This window comes from Pseudomonas sp. NPDC087598 (assembly GCF_044743525.1).
Taxonomy (GTDB): domain Bacteria; phylum Pseudomonadota; class Gammaproteobacteria; order Pseudomonadales; family Pseudomonadaceae; genus Aquipseudomonas.
The window spans coordinates 72,427-89,130 of record NZ_JBIUWQ010000016.1 but is presented as its reverse complement, the minus strand read 5'-3'; the positions used below and the strand labels follow the sequence as shown (position 1 = coordinate 89,130).

The 16,704-nt window shown below is 59.3% G+C and carries 8 protein-coding genes; 1 reads left to right on the top strand and 7 read right to left on the bottom strand.

What is annotated here, in order from left to right; all coding sequences use genetic code 11:
• Positions 1-146: 146 nt before the first annotated feature.
• Positions 147-422 carry a hypothetical protein gene (locus tag ACIOWE_RS11835; protein WP_166225794.1) on the bottom strand — a complete coding sequence of 92 codons (276 nt, stop codon included), beginning with the start codon at positions 420-422 and terminating at the stop codon, positions 147-149.
• Between the two features lie 341 nt (positions 423-763).
• On the opposite strand from ACIOWE_RS11835, the gene ACIOWE_RS11830 reads away from it, so the two are divergent.
• Positions 764-1,519, top strand: coding sequence for a hypothetical protein (locus ACIOWE_RS11830; RefSeq protein ID WP_401391231.1), 756 nt, complete (start codon positions 764-766; stop codon positions 1,517-1,519).
• Between the two features lie 132 nt (positions 1,520-1,651).
• Here the strand turns inward: ACIOWE_RS11830 and ACIOWE_RS11825 are convergent, their stop codons facing one another.
• The 6 genes from ACIOWE_RS11825 to ACIOWE_RS11800 form a co-directional block, all read right to left on the bottom strand.
• On the bottom strand, positions 1,652-2,971 hold the full coding sequence (locus ACIOWE_RS11825) for an MFS transporter (protein WP_201237017.1): 1,320 nt from the start codon (positions 2,969-2,971) through the stop codon (positions 1,652-1,654).
• A gap of 321 nt (positions 2,972-3,292) precedes the next feature.
• Entirely contained in the window at positions 3,293-4,624 is a 1,332-nt protein-coding gene (locus tag ACIOWE_RS11820) for a sigma-54 dependent transcriptional regulator (RefSeq protein ID WP_201237018.1), read from the bottom strand.
• Positions 4,624-6,384, bottom strand: a complete 1,761-nt coding sequence (locus ACIOWE_RS11815) for an ATP-binding protein (RefSeq protein WP_401391285.1) — start codon at positions 6,382-6,384, stop codon at positions 4,624-4,626. The genes ACIOWE_RS11820 and ACIOWE_RS11815 overlap by 1 nt, the downstream gene beginning before the upstream one ends.
• A gap of 84 nt (positions 6,385-6,468) precedes the next feature.
• Positions 6,469-9,300: an RHS repeat domain-containing protein gene (locus ACIOWE_RS11810; RefSeq protein ID WP_401391227.1), complete on the bottom strand. Its 2,832-nt coding sequence runs from the start codon at positions 9,298-9,300 to the stop codon at positions 6,469-6,471.
• A gap of 5 nt (positions 9,301-9,305) precedes the next feature.
• A complete protein-coding gene (locus ACIOWE_RS11805) occupies positions 9,306-12,005 on the bottom strand; it encodes an RHS repeat-associated core domain-containing protein (protein WP_401391224.1) in 2,700 nt (899 codons plus the stop codon).
• A complete protein-coding gene (locus tag ACIOWE_RS11800) occupies positions 12,002-16,507 on the bottom strand; it encodes a SpvB/TcaC N-terminal domain-containing protein (protein WP_401391221.1) in 4,506 nt (1,501 codons plus the stop codon). Before ACIOWE_RS11800 ends, ACIOWE_RS11805 begins: the two co-directional genes overlap by 4 nt.
• Positions 16,508-16,704 lie beyond the last annotated feature (197 nt).

Genomic DNA, 16,704 nt, shown 5'->3' with positions numbered 1-16,704 from the left:
CTACCAGCCGACGCATTGGGTGACTGATACACCGCTATCGCGAGCAGGCTCACTCCTACAGGGGTTTTGTGTTGATTTCAGAAATTGTCATCCCGCAGAAATGACTAAGCCCGGCCAAGGCCGGGCTGTGGAGGGAGTGTGGATACTTAGCTGATGGCTGCGGCGGTGCCGGTTTTATCGAAACCGTCAGCGGCAATGGCGGCCGCAGTACCGGTTTTATCGAAACCATCGGCAGCGACGGCTTTGCCAATGCTGGTTTTATCGAAGCCGTCTGCGGCATAGGTGCCGGTGTGGCTGGTTTCGATGGCGGCGCTGGCACCGTTGATGAAGTCGGCGGATTTGGTTTTGTCCGAGCCATCGGCAGCAAAGGTATTGGCGGCCAGTACGGACAGGGTCAGGGCGAGGATCAGTTTGGTTTTCATGTTCGTTACTCCGGATTCGTTGGCGGGTGTGTCTTGCATGGGGTTCATGCTACGCCAACTAATTTGATTAAAAAGCGCAAAATAATGCTAAAAATAATCGATTAACTAGATATTAAGGGCGGCGCACTTGAATCGCTTTCGTCGTCGGAGCGAGCGTCGCGCAGGTCATCGATCAGGTAGTTGCAGGATGCGGGGCCAGCATTAATTAGCGATTAATCGCTGTTTTCGCCATGTGACAGATTTTTCATACATTGCCGACCGCTTTTTCACTCGCGCAACGCCAGTCTGCCCACGGCCAGAAAACCAAGAACCGGCCGTCACACACTGGAGCGTTACCTGCGATGAATAAACTTCCTCAAATCACCCTGGCCTTCTGGGTCATGAAAATCTGCGCGACGACCCTTGGGGAAACCGCGGGAGATTTGCTCTCGATGACGCTCAACGTTGGCTATGCCATCAGCTCGCTGATTCTGATCAGCGTGTTCGTTCTGACGTTGATCACGCAATTGATGGCCAAGACCTACAAGCCGCTGCTGTACTGGATCGTGATTTTATCCACCAGCACCGCCGGCACCACGATGTCCGATTTCATGGATCGCACGCTGGGGTTGGGGTATGCCACCGGCTCGATGATCCTGATTGCAATTCTGCTGGCGATCTTCGCAGCGTGGCGCCTGAGTGGTGATTCGCTCAACGTCAGCAAAGTGCAGAGCTTTCGCGGCGAGATGTTCTATTGGATGGCGATTCTGTTTTCCAACACCCTGGGCACGGCGCTCGGCGATTACCTGGCCGACGATTCGGGGCTGGGTTTTGCCGGTGGGGCTTTGCTGATCGGCTCGACGATTGCCGTGGTGGTGTTGCTCAAGTACTTCACGAAGATTTCCACGGTGCTGCTGTTCTGGGTGGCGTTCGTGCTGACCCGGCCATTTGGCGCAACGCTGGGCGACCTGATGACAAAATCCCATGAGAAGGGCGGGCTGGACTTTGGCACCATCGGTTCGTCGGCGGTGCTGGCGGGGATTCTGTTGGTGATGATAGTCGGGGCTTCGTATGCGCAGAAGCGATATGGCAAGCAGCAAGCTGCCGAGTTGACTTGATACCGAGTTGCCTCATTCGCGAGCAGGCTCGCTCCCACATTGGTTCTGTGATCGACACAAATCCAGTGTGGGAGTGAGCCTGCTCGCGATGGGGCCAGAACAGCCACCCTTGCAGTGGCTGTGAATACCCGATCAGTCAGTGACGATCCGCGAATGTTTCTGGGTGTCTTTCATGGTCACGTACACCAGCAGCGACACTGCAATACACGCTGTCACGTACCAGTAGTAACCGGTTTCCATGCCGATGCTCTTGAACCACAGCGCGATGTATTCAGCGGTACCGCCGAAGATCGACACGGTCAGTGCATACGGCAGGCCGACGCCCAGCGCACGGATTTCGGTCGGGAACAGTTCGGCCTTCACCACCGCGTTGATCGAGGTGTAGCCGCTGACGATGATCAGCGCCGCCATGATCAGGAAGAACGCACCCCACCAGGTCTGAATGGTGTGCAGGGTCATCAGGATCGGCACAGTGAAGATCGTCCCCAGCACGCCGAAGGCAATCAGGATCGGACGACGGCCGATCTTGTCCGAGAGGCCGCCGATGATTGGTTGCAGACACATGAACAGGAACAGCGTCGCGGCAGAAATGGTGGTCGAGTCGGAGATGCTCATGCCGACGGTGTTCACCAGGTATTTCTGCATGTAGGTGGTGTAGGTATAGAACGCCAGGGTGCCGCCCATGGTCAGGCCGACCACGGTCAACAGCTCTTTGGGGTGACGCATCAAAGTGCGCATGGCGCTTTCTTTGGATTTCTCTTTTTTGGTAAACGACTCGGTTTCTTCCATGCCGCGACGCAGATACAGCGCAACGACAGCGCACAGTGCGCCGATGGCGAACGGGATGCGCCAGCCCCATGCATACAGCTGTTCAGTGGTCAGGATGTTCTGCAGCACGATCAGCACGCCCAGCGCGATGAGCTGGCCGGAAATCAGGGTTACGTACTGGAAGCTGGAGAAGAAGCCGCGACGTTCCTTGGTCGCCATCTCCGAGAGATAGGTGGCCGAAGTGCCGTACTCACCGCCGACCGACAGGCCTTGCAGCAGACGGGCGAACACCAGCAGGATCGGCGCGCCGATACCGATGGTCTCGTAGTTCGGGCTCAGGGCGATCAGCAGCGAGCCAAAGCACATCAGGTAAACCGAGGCCATCAAGGCTTTCTTGCGACCGACCTTGTCCGCGTAAAGGCCCATCATCCAGCCACCGATCGGGCGCATCAGGAAGCCCACGGCGAAGATCGCGGCGGTGTTCATCAGTTGCGCGGTGGAGGAGCCTGCAGGGAAGAATGTCTTGGCGAAGTACAACGAGAAGGCGGCATACACATACCAGTCGTACCATTCGACCATGTTGCCGACGGAACCGCTGAAGATCGATTTGATCCGGCTGGCGGTGGTTCTTTCTTTGACCGGCACGGCAGCCGACCCAAGTGGCAGGGCGTTGGAGTTATCCATTGAAGGATCCTTCGTTTAATTGTTTTTGTGGAGCGCGTTGAAACGCAGCCTGCGAGGGCTATAGCAGGAGCTGTGCCAACGGGGAGAGGGCCGGTTTAGAGGGGGTGAGGGGATTGGTTGAGCGGAAATCCGCTTAGGATTGAATTATGGTGAGCGGAAAATTGCTCATTCTGACGGGTGAATCATTTTTGCCTGTACCGGCCTCTTCGCGGGCAAGCCCGCTCCCACAGGGTTTTGTGCTGAACGCATAATTTGTGTACACCAGCGACCACTGTGGGAGCGGGCTTGCCCGCGAAGAGGCCAGATCAAATACTGCAAAAATCAGCTGCCCGGAACAAACATCTCCCGACTCAACCCATGCCGCTGCATCTTTTCATTGAAGGTCCGGCGCGGCAGCTGCAATTCTTCAAGCACCGCTTTCACATCGCCCTTGTGCCGCGTCAACGCTGCACGCAAACACTGCGCTTCAAACGCTTCCTGCTGCGCCGCCAAAGACTGGCCCGGGTCAATCCCCGGCGCCGGCTCTGCCAGCCCCAGCACCTGCCGTTCGGCGACGTTGGCCAGTTCGCGGACGTTGCCCGGCCAGTCATGACTGAGCAGATGGCTCAACTGGCCGCCCGTCAGCGCCGGGAAATTACGCCCCAGTCGCTGCGCCGCACTCTGGGCGAACGACTCGAACAACAACGGAATGTCTTCCCGGCGTTCGCGCAACGGTGGCAGCCGCAACTCGGCTACGTTCAAGCGATAGGCCAGGTCTTCGCGAAAGCGTCCGGCCCGCGCTTCGTCGAGCAGATCGGGTTTGGTCGCGGCGACGATGCGCAAGTCCACGCGAATGCTCTGGTTCGAGCCCAGGCGTTCGAGCTTCTGCTCCTGCAACACCCGCAACAGTTTCACTTGCTGGGCCAGTGGCATGCTTTCGATTTCATCGAGAAACAGCGTGCCGCCATCGGCGTATTCCAGTTTGCCGATGCGCTTGCCGGAGGCGCCGGTAAACGCGCCGCTCTCATGGCCGAACAGTTCGGCTTCGAACAGTTGTTCAGGAATCGCCGCGCAGTTGAGTGCCACGAACGGTTTGTCCGCCCGTGGCCCGAAATCATGCAGGCAACGGGCAACCAGTTCCTTGCCGCTGCCGGTTTCGCCACGGATCAGCACGTTGACCGGCAACGCCGCCAGATCCAGCACCTGCCGGCGCAAGGTCTGCATGCCACGGGACACGCCAAGCAATGTCGCATCGAGTTTCGCGCGGTTGTCGGCCTGCTCGTGCAGGGCGCGGTTTTCCAGGACCAGTCGGCGTTTCTCCAGGGCCCGGTGCAAGCTGCCGAGCAGGGTTTGCGGGCTGAACGGCTTCTCCAGAAAGTCGTAGGCGCCATCGCGCATGGCTTCGACCGCCATCGGCACATCGCCGTGACCGGTGAGCAGAATTACCGGCAAGTCGGCGTCGCGGCGCTGCACTTCAGCCAGCAGTTGCAGACCACTGAGGCCGGGCATGCGCACGTCGCTGAGGATCACCCCGGCAAAGTGCGCGGGCAGGGCGGCCAGGCATTCTTCGGCGCGGCTGAACAGCTGCACCTCGAAACCCGACAGGCTCAGCCATTGCTCGACCGCATTGCGAATGCTGCTTTCGTCATCGACCACCATCACCGAGTTGAGCATCAGATGTGTGCCTCCAGATCGATCGGCAAGGTCAGGGTGAACACCGCGCCGCTCTGGCCATTTTCGACACTCAGGCGCCCGCCTGATTCATGCACGATGGCGAACGAAACCGCCAGCCCGAGACCCAGACCATCGCCCACCGGTTTGGTGGTGAAGAACGGATCGAAGACCTGACCCAGATGCTCGTCGGGGATGCCGCCGCCATTGTCGCTGACACTCAGGCGCCACAGTTGCTCATCGGCTTCCAGACGGATTTCCAGACGCTTGCACGGCGTGCCCTGCATGGCATCGAGGGCATTGCGCAGCAGGTTGATCAGCACTTGTTCCAGGCGAATTGCATCACCGCGCACCCATGCCGGACGGGTCAGGTGCAGGACCAGACTGACCTGTTCGTCATGCAGGCGCGCGTCGAGCAATTGCAGGGATTGATCAACTACCGTCGCCAGATCCAGGCGTTCGCGCAAACCGCCGGGGCTCTTGCGGGCGAAGGTTTTCAGGTGGCCGGTGAGGGCGGCCATGCGCGTGAGCATATCGTCCACCGGTTTCAAAGCCTTGTAGGCATCATCGACGCGACCATGGTCGAGCAGCAGCCGCAGCGTCGCCAGCTGCATACGCTGAGCCGTCAGCGGTTGGTTGATTTCATGGGCGAGGGCGGCGGACATCTGCCCGAGGGCGGCGAGTTTTGCCGACTGCACCAGACCATCCTGCGCGGTGCGCAGATCGCGGGTGCGTTCCTCGACCAGTTGCTCCAGTTCTTCGCGGTTGCGCTGGCGGACTTTCGACAGCCGCCAGCGTTGATTGAGGAACAGCAACAGAAACACCAGCGCCAGCCACACGCCAGCCGCCGCGAGCCCGGCGTTGCGCAGGTCTTCGAACGCCACTTGTGGACTGCGCAACAGATGCAGCGTCCAGCCTTCGGCCGTCAGGGGTAGCGACTCCCACAAATAATCCGCCGTGCCTTGCGGGCCTTCGACGCGGCGCAGATCGCTGTTGTCATCGAAGCTGCGCAGGGACAGATGAGTCAGTTGCACCAGCGACTGTTTGTCGTACTGGCGGGTGGCTTTGATCTCGGCCATGTCACTGGCGTTCAACGGCCGCAATGCGCGATAACGCCAACCAGGCTGGTTGGCAATGAAGATGATGCCGCGTGCATCGCTGACCAGCAGGGTGTCGCTGCCCTGGCTCCATTCGCGCTCAAGTTCGGGGAATTCCAGCTTGACCACCATCGCCCCGAGGAACTGCTCGTTGTCACCCAGCACCGCGCTGGAAAGGAAGTAACCGGGAATCCCGCTGGTCACGCCTACCGCGTAAAAACGCCCGCTGCCCTGGGTGCGGGTCTGGCTGAAATAGGGGCGAAAACCATAATTGTGACCGACGTAACTGCTCGGTAGGCGCCAGTTGCTGGCGGCCACCGCAAGGCCGGTGTGATCGAGCAACTCAAGGGTCGAGGACTGCGCCGCGCCGTTGATCTTTTCCAGTTTCAGATTCAAGGCGTTCTGTTGTTCGGCGTCGACCGGTCCCGTCAGCGCCGAACGCAATTGCGGGTCCAGCGCCAGTACGGCGGGGAGGGCGCGATAGCGGTCGATCAGGGTGTGCAACGAATTGGCATAGAGCGCCAGTTGCTGGTTGGCGCGGGCGGCGTCTTCGACCAGTGCCTGACGTTCGGCATGGCGAATCGCAAGCGTGGCGGCAACCGCCGCACCGGCGATGATCAGCAGGGTATACAACGACAGACGCAAGGTACGGGAAGTCGGCAGCATGCTGGGCAGATGGATGGCAGGTCGGGCGGGCACGATAGCATGTCGGCAGGCGGGGGCATTGTCCCGGCTCTACAGAACGCCCATTTATGCGGCGGCTTTCCGAGCGGTTCGGTGCTGCTGCACTGTCAGCGCAAGACCGTGGAGCATGTCGGTGATTCGGGTTGTTTCCTGGTCTAAATCGGTGAGGTTTATGCCGTTGATTTCTGTCCTGCCGAGTGCCTGAGCATACTCATGGACATTGTCGTTGCTCGCCTCGATAGCCTGTGCAAGTCCGAAAATTTTTCCTTCGAAGGCAAACATTTTTTCGCTCGACTTTCCCGAGAGGGCCTTTATGGTTTCATCGACAATTTCTGGCAATGACCATAGCGCCGCGGCGCCGCTAGCAATGGCGCCCGCGGCCTCGGAAGGTAATGAGTTCAGGCCTTTGTCCACACGCGACGACGTTACTTGAGCGCCCACCTCCTTCCCCAACTTTAGTCCGGATTTTTTATTGCGGGGAAACATGCCCTGAAGTTTGGCGTATGTATACTCAAGTGACTGCATTTGTTTATGTTGGGCTTTCTCGATAATGGTGTCAGCTGAAAGTTTGGAGGTTTTCAAGTTGACCGACGCACTCATTCCGCTTCTTTCGGCCGCGTAGTCAATGAGCGCGCTGACCCCGATTTTTGCACCGTAGCCCATAGCAACGCCCACGGTGTTGCCGATACCGGGTGCCGCGGCGCCCAATGCCTGAGCGCCCACTCCGATCGCGAGACCTATGCCATAACTGAGGGCTTTGCCAACGATCATTACCAAAGCTCTGCGTGTTGTCGCCAAGGCAATGTCACCGCCTGAACCCATGTTGGCGAGTTGCTTTGCGGCATCGCTTGCGCGGCGCTTGGTGATCCCGAGGATTTCAATGTGTTGCATCACCTGAGAGTTCATGCGGCGGGTCATACGCTTGGTTGCCAGGCGTTGTCCATTTTTTGCATAGCTCGCATTTTGCGAAGCAACGAGCCAATCCATTCCGGCATTCAGCGCGTCCAGAGTGGGCCACTTGCTTTCACCGTTGAAGTCGACATGGCCGATCGGATCGTTGCCCACGAACGCGTAAAGATTCAGTCCATCCACATCTCCAGCCGGGTCGGCACTGACCCAGCGCTGCACCCACGGTGCGTAATACCGCGCGCCGTAGTAGTACAAACCACTGACGTCCATCTCCTTGCCGGAATAGCGGATGAACCGGTAACTGACTTCAATCGTCGAGTCGGCCGCCATCCACGCCGTGGCGCCGAAGGGGTAATAGCCTTCCTGGCTGATGATTCGGGCGTTTCGATCCAGCTCCATCGTGCAGGACCCCAAGTGATCCTCGAGGCTGTAGCGCAGTTGATTGTCCGCAACACACTTGGGCGGATTCTTTGCCCAATGCAGGCAGCGCGCATTGCCGATGCTGATCACGTGCAGCTCTTCGCCGTTGTCTTTGCTGCGGATTTCCAGCCCAGGCAGGTAGTGCACCTGATGGAAATGTTCGGCGCTGTCGGTGAAGGTTTCATGGCGTTTGAACACCCGCATGCCTTGGCTGTATTGGTAGTGCTCGGCGTCGTCGCGACCGCCACCTCGGGCGATGAGCGTGACCTTTTGCAGTTCATCGCGCGCGTTCCATTGCAAGTTCTGTCCCGGTGATAGGGCATGTTGGTTGCCGTGGCGGTCGAACAGGTTGTCGAAGTCCGGTGGCGGATCGCCCGGTTTCCAGCGCACGCCGCGATTGCTTTTCGAATCAATGCAAATCTGCACGCTGCGATTGGCGCCGTCGCGTACATGCGCCAGTTTTACCAGGTTGCCACCCGTGTCGTAGGTGTAGGTCTGAGTGTAGTTTAGGCGGTTTTTCGGATCGGCTGGCTGCGGCAGCCCCGGAATGTCCGAGAGCGGGCCGTCGTCGTAACCGGTGGCGCTGCTCAGTCGGTACAGCGAGTCATAAGTGAAGTCGCGGTGGCCATCGATGAGCTGGTTGGCGAACCACACCGGGTGGAAGGCATGGTCTTCGATGCGAGTGATGTTGCCGACCGGGTCGTAGAAATACTCGAAATCCTGCAACGCCGGGCCGGCGTCTTTGCGGCTGGACTGGCTGCGCAAGCGACCATTGGCCGGATCGTAGGACCACTGGCTGCGCACACCGTTGCCGGCCTGTTGCTCGATGATCTGGTCGGCAGCGTTGTATTGCGCATCGAGTAAAACCGGCTGCCAGTCGGGCTGGCCCTTGATCCACAATTGTACGTGCTTGAGCTGCCCGGCGAGGCCGTAGCGCGACTGCTGCCGGTGTTGCCCGGCATCGGTCTGTTCCAGCCCTGCACCAAGGGGACTGAACATCCACTGACTGCTGAACACCTGGCCATCGCGAAAGGTGCGGGTTTCTCTCAGTGGCTGACCCATCAGGGCAAAACTGTCGGTACGCAGCGAGCCCGAGCGATCCTTCTGCGTCAGTAACTGACCACGCAAATTGTGCCCGGCATCGGCGCTGGCGTCGGCGTAGGTAAAGACATCGACGTCGACTTCGCGATTTTCCTCCACCGTCACCACGCGCAACTGATCGTCGAATGTTGTGCGCCAATGGCTGCCGCGTTCGTCCCAGCGTTGCTGCGGTTCACCGGCCAGACCGGGCAGGTTCAGGCGCCAGCCGGCGTCGACGCTGACGATTTTCAAGGGGGCGCCGGTCAGGGTGTAAATGGTCGCAAGGTTGGGCGTGGAGCTTGAGCCAAACAGGCGAGGGTCGCGTTTTGCGATCACTTCACCCTTTGCGTTGTGCTTCTGCTGGGTGAGGAGGCATTCAATCGCGCCCCCGACAGTTTTGCGCAGATACTCCAGTTGCCTGACTACTAGCCCTCTTGCGTCGATGGCGATCAACAGTGGGGTATGTGCCGAGAGGTTAGTTGTTTTCATGGTTCCTACGCGGCATTCTTTTGCTGAATGCGTGAAGCGACCCTAGGCAGCAGTTCCACGACACGGTTCATCTTGCCCAAGACCGAGGTTTCAAGTGGCTTGAGGCGATAGTGAGTGCCCTGGGCCGTTGCGATGTTTTCCCCGCCAAGACTTTCAAGTTCCTTCAGTGCTGTGTTGGCTAGCTCTTGACGAAATGTGAGGTAGTCGGCCAGCGTTTCGATACCCCGCTCTACCAGATCCAGATCCCGTGGCCCAAGCGAATCGTTGAAGGCTTCAGTCATTTCAATACTCAGGCGGAAAAATGCCAGCCACTTTTCCAGATGAGTGCCTCCCGTTAGCGTGTCAGCGGCGCCAATCGTTCCTACGATGAGGGTTTCCTTGTTTCCATCTACGGTGCCCGGATCGTATTTCTGGAACAGTGATTGCACCTGATTCATGAAGCCGCTCGGATTCGCTTCTCGGTATACGTCATTCAGGTCGTAATCTGCGCCGTTGGGCAGAAGTGGGTAACCGAACGCATTGTCTTCGCCGAGTCGATCAATTTCAGCACCGGTAGCGTCAGCCGCCAGTGCTGCTGCGCCGATGCCTATCCCTACGCCCGCTAACGGGTTGAGCGTTGCCACGGTTCCGATGGCCGTCGCTAGCGTTCCAACTGTGGCGGCAGTTATGGCGGATGCCAGAACGTTGAACAAGGTCAATACGGCACGCTTTGCGCTGGATGTGTAAATGTCCTTCGTCGAGTTCAAGTGATTGAGTTGATAGATCGTTCTGTCCAGTCTGCGGGTGACCGTTGACAATAACTGCTCATATTCCCTTGTGACTACTAATAGCTCGCAGGGCGTTCGCTGTCGCCCTTGAGCATCGAAATACCCCAGCGGATTATTCCCGACAAACCCATATAGATTCAGCCCGTCCACATCCCCCGCCGGGTCAGCACTTATCCAGCGTTGCAGCCACGGCGCGTAATAGCGCGCGCCGTAGTAATACAAACCGCTGACGTCCATTTCCTTGCCGGAATAACGCACGAACTTATAGCTGACCTCGATCGCCGAACGGGCAGTCATCCACGCCGTGGTCCCGAACGCGTAGTAGCCTTCTTCGCTGATCGTTTGCGCGTTGTGATCCAGTTCCATCGTGCAGGACCCCAAGTGATCCTCGAGGCTGTAGCGCAGTTGATTGTTGTCGATGTCGGCGGGAGGCTTTTTTGCCCAATGCAGACAGCGCGCATTGCCGACGCTGATGACGTGCAGTTCTTCGCCGTTGTCCTTGCTGCGGATTTCCAGCCCCGGCAGGTAGTGCACCTGATGAAAGTGTCCGCCGCTGCCGCTGAAGGTTTCGTGGCGTTTGAATACCCGCTGACCCTGGCTGTAGTGGTAATGCTCGGCATCATCCTGGCCTCCTTCGCGGTGGATCAGGGTGACGCTGTGCAGTTCGTCGCGGGCGTTCCATTGCAGAGGCTGGCCGGGTTGTACGGCCAGCAGGTTGCCGTGGCGGTCGAACAATGTGTCGAAGACAGGTTCTGGGTCGCCCGGTTGCCAGCGCATGCCACGGTTGCTGGTTGGGTCAATGCGCATCTGGCGGGTGTAGCTGGCGCCGGCTCGCACATGGACCAATTCGGTCAGGTTGCCACCGGCGTCGTAGGTGAAGGTCTGGATGTAGTTGAGGCGGTTGTTCGGATCGGTGGGCTGCGGTATCCCGGGAATGTCCGAGAGCGGGCCGTCGTCGTAACCGCTGGCGCTGATCAGGCGGTACAGCGAGTCGTAGCTGAAGTCGCGATGGCCGTCGACGAACTGGTTGGCAAACCAGGTCGGAGCAAAGGCGTGGTCTTCGATACGGATAATGTTGCCGGCCGGGTCGTAAAAGTACTCGAAGTCTTGCAGAACCTTGGCGTCTTTGTGGCTGGACTGGCTGCGCAAGCGACCATTGGCCGGATCGTAAGTCCAGCGACTGCGTACCCCATTCCCCGCCAGTTGTTCGACGATTTTCCCCTCGGCGTTGTACTGCGCGTCGAGCAATACCTCTTGCTCTTCGGTCTGGCCATTGACCAGCAGTTGCAACTGCCTGAGCTGCCCGGCCTGACCATAATTCGATTGCTGGCGATGGTCGCCGGCATCGATCTGCTCCAGCACCGCACCCAACGGATTGAAAACGCGCTGACTGGTGAAGGCTTCGCCATCGAGAAATGTGCGGGTTTCGCTCAGCGGTTGGCCGGTCAGGGCGTAACTGTCCACGCGTAATGCGCCGGACGGATCCTTCTGCTCCAGTAATTGGCCGCGAAGATTGAGTCCGGCATCGGCGCTGGCATCGGCGTAAATGAACGTGTCGACATCGGTCGCATCACGGCCCTCGACCGCCACCACGCGCAACTGATCATCGAAGGTCGAACGCCAATGACCGCCGCGCTCGTCCCAGCGTTGCAGTTGCTCAGCGGCCAGCCCCGGCAGGCTGAGGCGCCAGCCGGCGTCGACACTGGCGACTTTCAGTGCCTCGCCGGCGAGCCCGTAAACTGTCGAGATGCTGGATACCGGCAAACGCGGATCCCATTGCGCCACCAACCGTCCATTTACATCGTGCGTCTGACGGCTTGTCAGCGCCGTCGCATCTTTGTCCGCGACACTGCGCAAATAGGCGACCTGACGAATCGGCAGGCCACGGCCATCACTCACAGAGAGCGAAGGCGTGCGCGAATGCACGGTGGCAGTCAACGCCGTGATCTTCGTTGTGGCGGCTCCGGTTCAGCGGTGTCGTTGAAGTCTTCGCTGGCGTGATACCACGGATGATACGTCTCGCGGGAGAAGTCGCCCTTGGCGTTGACCAGTTTGACCGCACGCCCCAGCGGGTCGTAGAACAGTTGATCGAAGTAACCCAGCGCGTGCAGCGACTGATCATTGATGTAACCGTGGGCGTTGGCAAAAAACGGTCGGAACTGCCGCACGGCCAGGCCTTTGTTGTTGTATTCGATGCGCTCGCTGATGCGCCACCGTGGGTCGGCGTGGACTTCAACGAACTGGCCGTCTTCGACAATCAGCGAGCCGTCAGCGTCCACCGCATAGGCCAGGCCCGGATCAACCAACTGCTGGGTTTGCAGTGCTCGACCAAACCCGTCGACGCAGGCCTTGGTGATCTGGATCTGCGCCTTCACAGGGTCATCGGGGTAACGGTCGGCACTGAGGACAACGCTGTGCACCGGTTGCCGACGGGTCGTTGCGAGTGCCTCAAGCAACGCCTGTTCTGCCGCCGTCAGTGTGGCGAGTCCGGCGAGTCGGCGGCGGGCGCTGGCACGAATGTAGCCACTGGGCAGGATGTAACCGCTGGCGAGCCATTCGCGGGCGGCAGGGCTGTCGGTCGGGCTCAGTCCCATCCAGCTGAACAAGTCCTTGCGCAGCGTACTGGCGGCTTGTTGCACGGCATCGTGGGGATTTTCTATCGCTGGATCGGGGCGATGATCCGCGGGGCGCTCGTATTCGCTAAGCGCTTTGAAACCCGCAATCTTGCCGTATTCAGTGCCGTGGAAACTGGTCGCCAGCGGTTGGCCGGAAGGCTCGTAGTTCACCTCCTCGATATTGTCGTTGGCATCGGTGATCGTCAGCGGTTGCAGCGCGTGATAGTCGTAAGTGATCCGGCTGGTGCAGCCATCCGGCAACTCGACCTGGGTGATCACCAGTCGGTAATCATCGTATTCGGCTGTGGTGAGCCCATGGCTTGGGGTTTCGCGGTAGCCCTGCACCCGATGAAAACCTTCGAGGTCGGCGTAATCGGCGAAACCGAAGGTCGATGACCACAGATTATCTTCGGCATCGTCCGCCACCTCTGGCTCAAACATCAGCTTCATCGGCGTGTAACCGATCTTTCTCAGTTCATCACGGATGTTGAAGGGCGGCGGCAAAACGTTGTAAGCGTCCAGCGCGGTCTTGTCCAGTTGCGCCAGTTCCAACGGCCCCGCCAGTGCTTCGAATTCGGCGTCACCGTTGTCCAGCGGCAAACCGTCGGTACTGAGATAACGTTGCACCGACTGCGTCGTCAGCACTCGCTCAGCGTTCCAGTGCGGCGAATCCTGATGCTCCGCGAGTTGCTCGAAACTCACTTCAAGCGGGCACAATCCCTCAGGCAAGGTGCCTATTGGCAGCACCAGCGCATTGCCACGCTGTTGCCACGGCAAGCCCAGACGCCATTGCTGGAGATTGCTGGTCAGGTTGATGTATTGCGCACGGGTTTCGCTGAGGTAGAACGATTGTTGCGCCTCGTCATGGGCGTCGCGCCACCACTGTTGTTCATCCGCATCGCTGAATGGCGGTGTAGCCGATTCAGTCAACCTGCGCGCGTAGCTCACTGCCAATGCATGGGTCGACAGGCCGTAATCGTTCCAGCGCAGATTGATGTCGTGGCGACACAGCGGATCGTCGATGAAACCGTCGTACTGGTAGCTGATTTTTTCCAGTACCAATGGCAGCAACACGGCAGCGGCATATTGGCCTTGAGGCCTGACTTCGCGCACCAGGTAGCGCAGTTCCTCCACCGTATAGGGTGTGGGAATGCCCGGCAGGTCCATGTCCGCATCGGCATAGGTTTCAATGCGCGTGACTGAACCAACCAGCGCCCGGGATATCTGGTATTCGCTGTCGGCGTCGTGGGGCGGGATCGGTTCATCAATTTCGTCACCGGCGTGATAACGGCTAAACAATGTGTTGCCCAGTGGCACAGCCTGTTCGTCTTCATTGAAATAGCCATCACGCTGGCGATCCAGCGTTTGCCCGGTGTGGAACCAGGTGCAGACCCGCACTGGTGCACTGAAGCCGACATCGTCGTCCGCCGACGCACTCTCACTGTCGGTTTGCTGCAGTTGGCCGAAGCCGCGGAACTCGCGCTCCTGGCCGTCGTAAACACCTTCGCGCCAGGTAAACGCCTGGGTCAGACAGTTGCCGGTGATCTCATCGAGTTGCTGTTGTTTTTTGACCACCGCCACCGGAAACGGCAGATGGCAGACCGGCAGAGCTTCCAGCTTGAAGAAGCGTTGTTTTTCATCCAGCCATTCCTGGGCAGAACTGCGGTAGGCCACGCTGGCACTGCAGCCCATGTTGTTATTGCTGACTGTCAGCAAGTACGGCTTGGCCGCGACGAAGTCGTAGCGCCAATGCTGTGGTTTGATGTGCGGTACCGTCAGGATCAGGCTGGCGCAACCGAGACCTTGCAGGTCGGCAAAACTCACCTGACTGAGGCGGTCGTAACGCACGCCTTCGGGCCAGGGCACGATCACCGGGGTCTGCTCCAGACCGTTGCCGCCGCGATTCAGATAAATCTCGAACGCATCGGACTGCAGATAGATCAGGGCCGGTGCACCGGAGCCGTCGAGGTCGGCGAGACGTACCCGCGCCGAATCGAACTGCTCGTAGGTGAAGGGCAGGGAACTGATCTTGCGACCTTCGCCAAACCGGCCGTGGCCCAGGTTCGGCCAGCAGGTGATTTGGTCATGGCGAATGCGGCACAGTTCGGGCATGTCGCTGCCCAGCAGATTGCCAAGCAGCACCAGCTCAGTGGGCGAATTGCTGAATAACGGCAAGCGGTCGTTGACCGGGGTATGCGGCACGTCTTCGGCGCGGGCGAACCCTTGTTCACGCTGGTTGGCGTACAGGCGCACCGCGTGCGGGCCGATCAGCGCAATGGAGCTGAGCCCGTCACCGCTGAGGTCACCCAGTTGCGCCAGGGTATGGAAGAACTCCAGCGGGAACGCATTGAACGGCACGAAGTCGGCGAACTCACGTTGCGCCTTCAGCGTGCGAAAACCGCTGGCGCCCGGTTGCGCGGTGATCCAGTCGAGACGGCCATCACCGGTCAGGTCGGTGAGCAGTTGCTGGACCGGCCGGCTGCGATCGGCAACCGGAATCCTGTCCAGCGCTGTCCACGGCCCATAACCGATTTCGTCGCTTCCGGCGTCTGCACGCAGCGGCTCGCGGTAGTACCAGCATTGGTCATAGCGACAGAGAAAACCTGGAACGCCCTCACCGTAGAGGTCAACGCACTGGTAGAAACCGCCGTCTTCGATGCCCGGCTGTGTGTCCATGGCGAACAGGCGTGACGGGGTTTTATTGATCTCGAACGCTGAATAGTCGAACTCCACCGGCGGGCTGTTTTCCACGGTGCCGCTGGCATCGAAGGCCTGATAGTGGGCAGCGCTGATCTGACTGAACACCTTGTCGGCTGTGTATTCAAGCAACAGGCGTCGGACCAGCACCGGTTCGCCGCGCAGGCTCACCGGGAAATGATGAAACATCAGCACTTGCCGACAGAGCCTGCGGGTGCCGACTGCAAAGCCTTGGCCAAACGTCGAAAAAGGGTCCGGGCGAACAGGCCATGGCAGCAATGTGTCGCCGTCATACACCGGGACTTCGGTCAGCGATACAGTGCGTTCACCGTAGTCGAAAATCAGTTGGAAATGCCAATTCAGTTGCGCAAGCTTGTCCTCTTTCCAAGCGTACAAATGCTTGCTGGCGGTGAAGTTGCCGTAACACACCCGCTCCAGATAGCGCTGGGCACGGTAATCGTGAATCGGGTCGGGGTCCTGATCATCGGCTTTGTAAACGAAACAGATGTGCTCGCCGTGGGTATTCATGCTTTCGCAAAGCAGCCAGGTGCTGATCCTGGCTTGATCATCCGGATCGGCGCGACGTGAGTCAGGCGTCTTGCCATACAGATGCAGCGAACCGTCGGCGCCGTGGATCAGCCAGAAGGGCGGTTGATCGTCCGTTGGCTGCCAGAGCTCGCGCAGGGAAAAATCGCTTTCGACCCGTGGCCAATAACGCACCACCCGGTGGGGGCCGATGTCGGTGTCGTCGTCACCTTCGCCTTTGCCGTAATGGGTTTCGAGACGCGACTTGAGCGAACCATCAGCCTCAAGCTCGGGCATCCACACCTCACCGTCGGCGCCGATGATTTCGTCGTGTTCGGTATAGCGGGGCACGCCTTTGTTGGTGCGTCGGCTGATCTGCCCGAGGCCCAGATTCCAGCCGATACCGAACGGGCCGTTGCCGGTCTGGCTGCTGTAAGTCAGCGACAGTTGCGGATCCCAGCCACGCCCGGCGGAAAGGGGAATCGGCAGCTCGAACGACGCAGCACCCGTCGGGCCGACAGCGCCCCAACTCTTGCCGATGGTGGCGATCGATGAGCTTTTGGCGATGGAGGGCGTAGTGATGCTCAGGTTTTGATCGGCCATGTTCCTGTCCGTTGCGCACGCTGTGATCGAGGGTGGACTGACGCTATCAAGAACCGGGCGGCGCGTAACCTGTCAGATCTGACAGGTGTGCAAGACCGTTTTGTATGCTTTGTCGTGGTTTTTATCGCCAAATGGCTGATGCCAAATGTAGGGGCTGCCGAAGGCTGCTCCTACGCGGGATGGCAGGGATAAAAAAG